At 70.1% G+C, this 6,152-nt stretch carries 5 protein-coding genes; 3 read left to right on the top strand and 2 right to left on the bottom strand.

Annotated features, from left to right (window positions below; translation table 11 throughout):
* The first annotated feature begins 202 nt into the window (after positions 1 to 202).
* Genes ABTZ89_RS34270 through ABTZ89_RS34280 form a run of 3 tightly spaced genes read left to right on the top strand, consistent with a single transcriptional unit; the run spans position 203 to position 3,840 of the window.
* Entirely contained in the window at positions 203 to 1,153 is a 951-nt protein-coding gene (locus ABTZ89_RS34270; protein WP_351052675.1) for a GNAT family N-acetyltransferase, read from the top strand.
* Between the two features lie 16 nt (positions 1,154 to 1,169).
* Positions 1,170 to 1,826, top strand: coding sequence for a hypothetical protein (locus tag ABTZ89_RS34275; protein ID WP_270953164.1), 657 nt, complete (start codon positions 1,170 to 1,172; stop codon positions 1,824 to 1,826).
* On the top strand, positions 1,819 to 3,840 hold the full coding sequence (locus ABTZ89_RS34280) for a YhgE/Pip family protein (protein WP_351052679.1): 2,022 nt from the start codon (positions 1,819 to 1,821) through the stop codon (positions 3,838 to 3,840). The genes ABTZ89_RS34275 and ABTZ89_RS34280 overlap by 8 nt, the downstream gene beginning before the upstream one ends.
* Before the next feature lie 67 nt (positions 3,841 to 3,907).
* On the opposite strand, the gene ABTZ89_RS34285 is transcribed toward ABTZ89_RS34280, so the two are convergent.
* Complete coding sequence (locus ABTZ89_RS34285; RefSeq protein WP_351052682.1) at positions 3,908 to 5,341, bottom strand: amino acid permease; 1,434 nt, start codon at positions 5,339 to 5,341, stop codon at positions 3,908 to 3,910.
* A 5-nt stretch (positions 5,342 to 5,346) separates the two neighbouring features.
* A partial coding sequence (locus ABTZ89_RS34290; protein ID WP_351052685.1) for an aminotransferase class V-fold PLP-dependent enzyme occupies positions 5,347 to 6,152 on the bottom strand: 806 nt, incomplete at its 5' end.

The following is a 6,152-nucleotide window of genomic DNA, read 5'->3' on the forward strand; positions in this document are numbered from 1 at the left end:
CCGTATATCCGCCCGTCCCCCCCACCCCCCCCAAAATACAATTCAATTGGGCCGACCGATTTCAATGGAATTTGCGGCGGACTCGACGATCACCCGCGGAGCCAGGATGTGATCTCGACTGCGCGGACCGCGCTTCGCGCTGAAGGTTCTCGCAAGTCCTGGTTCGATGTGCCGCGAACCGTCCCCTCGTCGAGGAGCAGCCGTGGCGACTGCGCAAGAGCTACTGCGGACGCAGTGCGCCCGGTTCGCCGCGCTGGACCCCCAGCTGCCGGACGGTTACCCCGTGCCGCAAGGCGAGCCGCTGGTGGCGCGAACCGCCGGCGGGGACGCGGTCGCCGGGATCATCGCGCGGACGTCGAACCCGCCCGGCTCGATGCAGAGCCTGTGGCAGCCCAGTTCCGTCTTCGAGCTGTTCCCGCTGATCGGCGAGCACTCCCGGGGAGGAATGGAAGCGCTGCTCGCGGCATGGCGGGAGTGGCTGGTCGCACAGGGTGCTCCGGAGCGCGATTCGACGTGCTTGGTGACGTGGCCGAGCCGGGACGTTCTGGCCGCAAAAGCATTGCTGGACGGCGGTTTCACCCCTTTGTCCTGTCTCGCTGTGCGCCCTCCCACTCCGCCGTGCGAATTTACGGAACTATCTGGTACCGTAACTGTACGTCGCGCCGGACCGGCCGACTTGGACGCCGTCGTCGAACTCACCCTCCTGGAGCTCGAATACGCCGCCCTGGTCGGTTCCTCGACGTACCGCCCCGACGCCCCGCAGCTGAAGCGGACCGCTGCCCACGTGCGACTGCACTCCAGCGATCCGGTCTGGCTCGCGGAACGGGGTGGCACTCCGGTCGCGGTGGCCGAGTGCGGCTGGGTCGACGCTGACCGGCCGTCTGCCGGCCACCGGCTCCGCCCCGGCACCTGGGCCTACGTCAACTGCGTGTCGGTTCGCGAGCAGGACCGCGGAACCGGCGTCGGCCAGCAGTTGATGACCGCGGTGCACGAGGAGTTCGTGCGCGCCGGAGTCATCGGCAGCTTCCTGTACTACAACCCGCCCAACCCGCTGTCCTCGGTGTTCTGGCCCCGACAGGGCTACCGGCCGCTGTGGACCATGTGGGAGGTGCGCCCGGCCACCGCGTTGCGCGGGCCGGTGCACCAGCCGTGAGAGTCGAGGAGTCGGCTTGGAAATCGTCGCCACCGGCGTCGAGGTCAACGGAGCGCACGGACCCCTGCTGGGCCCCACCTCGCTGCGCGTGCGCAGCGGTCAAGCGCTGCTGGTGACCGGTGACCCGAACTCCGGGCGCACCGCGCTCGCGCTGGTGCTGTCCGGTCGGTTGCGCCCCAGCAAGGGCACCGTCCGCTTGGACGGCGCGCTCGACCCCGGCGCACTGCGCAAGCAGGTCGCGGTCGTCGACGCGCCGGAGATAACCGAACCTGATGGCTCGATCGCCGTGCGCGACGTCATCGCCGAGGGCCTGACGCTGGCCGGCAAGTGGTCCACCCGGCGCAAGGTCCGCAGCTGGCTGTCGACGCGCGAGTACGACGCGGACGAGCGCTTCGAGAACCTCCCCGCTTTCGAGCGCACGAAGCTGCTGATCGAGCTCGCCTGCGAACGCCGCGACACGAAAGCACTGGTCCTGGACTGCCCGGACCGCCACGGCAGCGAGCCGCTCGGCTGGTACGAGCTGGCCGTGCGCCAGGCCGAACGCGGCATGGCCGTGATCGCGCTCTGCTCCCCGCACTCGGCCGACAAGCTGGGCGTCACGCCCGCTCGCGTCGGCGCAGACAACCCCGAACTGTCCACATCGGATTTCACTGAAGGCCCTAGCGATGACTAGTCTCCGGCTCGCCGCAACCGAGTTGCGCCGGCTCACCTCCGGCAAGCTGCCCAAGCTGGCGCTGCTGGCGGTCACCCTGGTACCGCTGCTGTACGGCGCCATGTACATCTACGCGAACTGGGATCCCTACGGGAAGCTCGATTCGGTGCCCGCCGCGGTGGTCATCGACGACACCGGGGCGGACCGCGAGGACGGCACCCGGCTCGACGCGGGCCAGGACGTCTACCAGGAGCTGGTGGACTCCGGCACGTTCAACTGGTCGCGCACCGACGAGCTCAGCGCCCGGCAGGGCGTGTCCACCGGCGAGTACACCTTCGCCCTGGTGGTGCCGCGGGACTTCTCCGCGGCGCTGCTCTCCCCCAGCGACTTCGAGCCCCGCCAGGCCAAGCTGCAGCTGGTCACCAACGACGCGAACAACTACATCGTCGGCACCATCGCCGACAAGGTCGCCTCCGAGGTGAGCAAGGGCGTCGCCCGCAGCGCGGGCACCGAGGCGGCCAAGCAGTTCCTGCTCGGGTTCGCCACGGTGCACGACAAGACGCAGGAAGCCGCGGACGGCGCAGGCCAGCTCGCCGACGGTGCCGGGCAGCTCTACGACGGGCTCGGCCAGGCCCAGGAGGGCTCGGCGCAGCTGTCGGCCGGTGCGCACCAGCTGCTCGACGGCCAGCGCCAGCTCGCCAACGGAGCGACGCAGCTCGCCGACGGCACTGGTCAGCTGCGCGGCGGGCTGTCGCAGCTGCAGCAGAAGACCGCTCCGCTGCCGAGCCAGACCACGAAGCTGGCCGACGGTGCCGAGCAGGTCGCCGCGGGCAACGAGCAGCTGGCCAGCAAGGCCGAATCGCTGGGCAACGTGTCCCAGGACGTGGTGGACCACCTCGACGACGCCAAGAGCCGCATCGCCGACCAGCTGCGCAAGGCCGGGGTGGACGAGGACGTCATCGAGAAGGTGACCTCCGGGCTCGACGACCTCAACAGCCCGATCACCGATGCCAACGGCAAGGTGCAGGGCCAGGTCGGGCAGCTGCGCAAGCTGGCCGACGGTTCCCGCCAGGTGGCCGACGGCAACCGCCAGCTGGCCAACGCGATGCCCGCCCTGACCGACGGCATCGACCAGCTCGCGACCGGTGCGAACAAGCTCGACGACGGCGCCAAGCAGCTGCGCGACGGCGAGCAGCAGGCCGTCACCGGCACCAAGAAGCTCAGCGAGGGCGCCGACCAGCTGGCCGGCGGTGCCACCCAGCTGCACGACGGCTCGGGGCAGCTCAAGGACGGCTCCAGCACGCTGGCCACCGAGCTGGGCAAGGGCGTCAACGACATCCCCAACCCGGACGAGCCGACCCGCGACGCCACCGCGGACACCATCGGCGACCCGGTCGCCATCGACACCATGGCCCAGGTCAAGGCCGACACCTACGGTGCCGGGCTGGCCCCCTACTTCATGGGCCTGGCGCTGTGGGTCGGCGGCTTCGTGCTGTTCCTGCTGATGCGGCCGCTGTCCAGCCGCGCGCTGGCGGCCGGGGTCGCGCCGTGGCGCGTCGCGCTCGGCGGCTGGCTGCCGGCCGCGATCGTCGGCTTCGTGCAGGCGATCCTGCTGTACGTGGTCGTGGTCTACGCGGTGGGCGTGCAGCCGGCCAACCCGTGGCAGACGGTGGGCTTCCTGGTGCTGACCTCGTTCGCGTTCACCGCGATCGTGCACGCGCTCAACGCCGCGTTCGGCCCGAAGGGCAAGTTCATCGCGCTGGTCGTGCTGGTGCTGCAGCTGGTCACCGCGGGCGGCACGTTCCCGTGGCAGACCATCCCGGAACCGCTGCACCCGCTGCACCAGGTGCTCCCGCTGGGCTACGTGGTCTCCGGCCTGCGCCACCTGATCTACGGCGGCGACATGGCCTCGGTGGGCACCTCGGTGGCGGTGCTGGCGAGCTACCTCGTCGCAGCGCTGCTGCTCAGCACCATCGCCGCCTGGCGCCAGCAGGTGTGGACCCCGGCCCGCCTGAAGCCGGAGCTGTCGCTCTGATCGATATTCGACGAATCCGAAGAGACCCCGCTGCTCCCGTCGAGCAGCGGGGTCTCTTCTCGTGGAACTAAGGAGATTCGGACGTCGAGTCGCTGCTCAGCGGCCGGCGGCGCCGCGTGGTGGTCCCGTGCGCGGCGAGCAGAACAACGACGAATACCAGGCCCGTCGCAGCGGCTTTCTGCATGTCCGGGACGACGAACGCGGTCGCCACGACGCCGAGCAACCCTGCGATGCCGAGCCAAGCGGTGACCGAACCGCCCCACAACCGCAGGTAGCCGGGTTCGGCGGGCAGGTTCCCACGCCTCCGCCGGAACACGAGGTAGGTCGCCAGGATGATCGCCCAGACGATCAGCACCGCGAAGGTCGCCAGAGCCACCAGGAGCGTGAAGACGTTCCCGACATCGGTGGCGGCGAGCGTGGCGGCGATGAGCAGACCGGACGCGGACACCAGCAGTGCCCGGACCGGAACCCCCCGACGGCTCAGGACGGCCAGCGGAGCCGGCGCCGCCCCGTCATGCGCCAGCGAGTGCATGAGCCGACTGGCGCCGTAGAGGTTGGCGTTGGCCGCCGACAAGGCGGCTACCAGCACGATCACGTTGGTCACCGACGCCGCGGCCGGGACACCGAGGCTCGCGAAGACCCGCACGAACGGGCTCGACTCGACGTCGCCGTCCGACGATGCCACCTCCTGCCACGGCGAGAGGGTGACCACGAGGCCGACGGCCAGGACGTAGAACAGCGCGAGCCGCCACACCAGCGCCCGCGTCGACGTCCGGATCGAGCGGACCGGGTCGGGAGTTTCGGCGGCGGAGATCGACACCGTCTCGAAACCGACGAACGCGAACATCACCACCGCCAGGGCCACCCAGACCGAGGCGGGTCCCTGCGGGAGGAAGCCGCCGTGCTCGGTGAGGTGGCCGAAGCCGATGGCGGGCTGGTCCGGGACGCCGACGAAGACCAGGAGCGCCCCGGCGAGCAAGAACACGACCAGCGCGGTCACCTTGATGCCGGAGAGCCAGAACTCGGTGACGCCGAAGGCGCGCACGCTCACCAGGTTGATGATCACCAAGGCGCAGGCGAGCACGACGATCGTCGCGGCCAGCGGTAATTGGGGCCACCAGAAGCGGAGGTAGAGCGCCGCCGCCATGACCTCACCGCCGATGGCGATCACCGCACCGGCCCAGTACGACCACCGCGCGACGAACCCCGCCCAGGGACCCAAGTACTGCCGGGCGATCGCGCCGAACGAGCCGCGGATCGGGTGCACCGCGGTCATCTCCCCGAGCGCGGTGGCGATGACGGCGATCAGCAGCGCACCCAGCAAGTACGACACGACGACCGCGGGACCGGCCGTGGAGATCGCCGATGCGGACCCGAGGAACAGCCCGGTGCCCAGGGCGGAACCGAGACCGATCATCGTCATCTGCCGGTGGGAGAGGGACCGCACCAGCCCGTCGCGCGTCGTGTTCTCGGTGGTCTCGAACGCGTGCTGCGCTGACATGACGATCACCGCTCGCTTCGTTCATCGACGAGCTCGGTGAGCACCGAGAGTCCTCGGTGGAGTTCGGCGAAGCTGGTGCTCAGCGGTGCGAGTCCGATGCGGATGCCGTCCGGGGTGCGGAAGTCGGGAATCACTCCGCGCTCCCAGAGCGGTGCGATGAACTCGCCGAAGTCGTGGCGGCGCAGGGTGATGTGGCTGCCACGGCGCTTCGGGTCGCGGGGCGATAGCAACTCCACACCCCGGTCGACCAGTTCCGCCTCGGCCAGTTCGACGGCGAACCCGGTCAACTGCTCCGACTTGGCGCGGACGGCGTCGATGCCCGCCTGTTCCAGCAGGTCCAGGCCGGTGATCAGGGGCAGCATCGCCAGGATCGGTGGTGTTCCGCTGAGCATGCCGCGCACCCCGGGTGCGGCCTCGTAGCCGGGGCCCATGGCGAAGGGTTCGCGGTGGCCGATCCAGCCGCGGATGGGTTGGCGCACCGCGTCGTGATGGCGCTGGTTGACGTAGCCGAATGCCGGGGAACCGGGGCCGCCGTTGAGGTATTTGTAGGTGCAGCCGACGGCGAAGTCGGCGTTCCACTCGTCGAGCCGGACCGGCACCGAGCCCACCGTGTGGCTCAGGTCCCACAGCACCAGGGCCCCCGCCTCGTGAGCGATCCGAGTGATGGCCTCGGCATCGACCAGATACCCGGAGCGGTAGTTGACGTGGCTCAACACCACCAGCGCGGTGTCCGGGCCGACCGCGTCGGCGACCTGCTCGGCGGTGGCACCCGCGGCCGGCTCGGTGGCGAGCCACCGCAGTTCGAGACCTC

The organism is Saccharopolyspora sp. NPDC002686 (assembly GCF_040295745.1).
GTDB classification, from domain to species: Bacteria; Actinomycetota; Actinomycetes; order Mycobacteriales; family Pseudonocardiaceae; genus Saccharopolyspora; species Saccharopolyspora oryzae.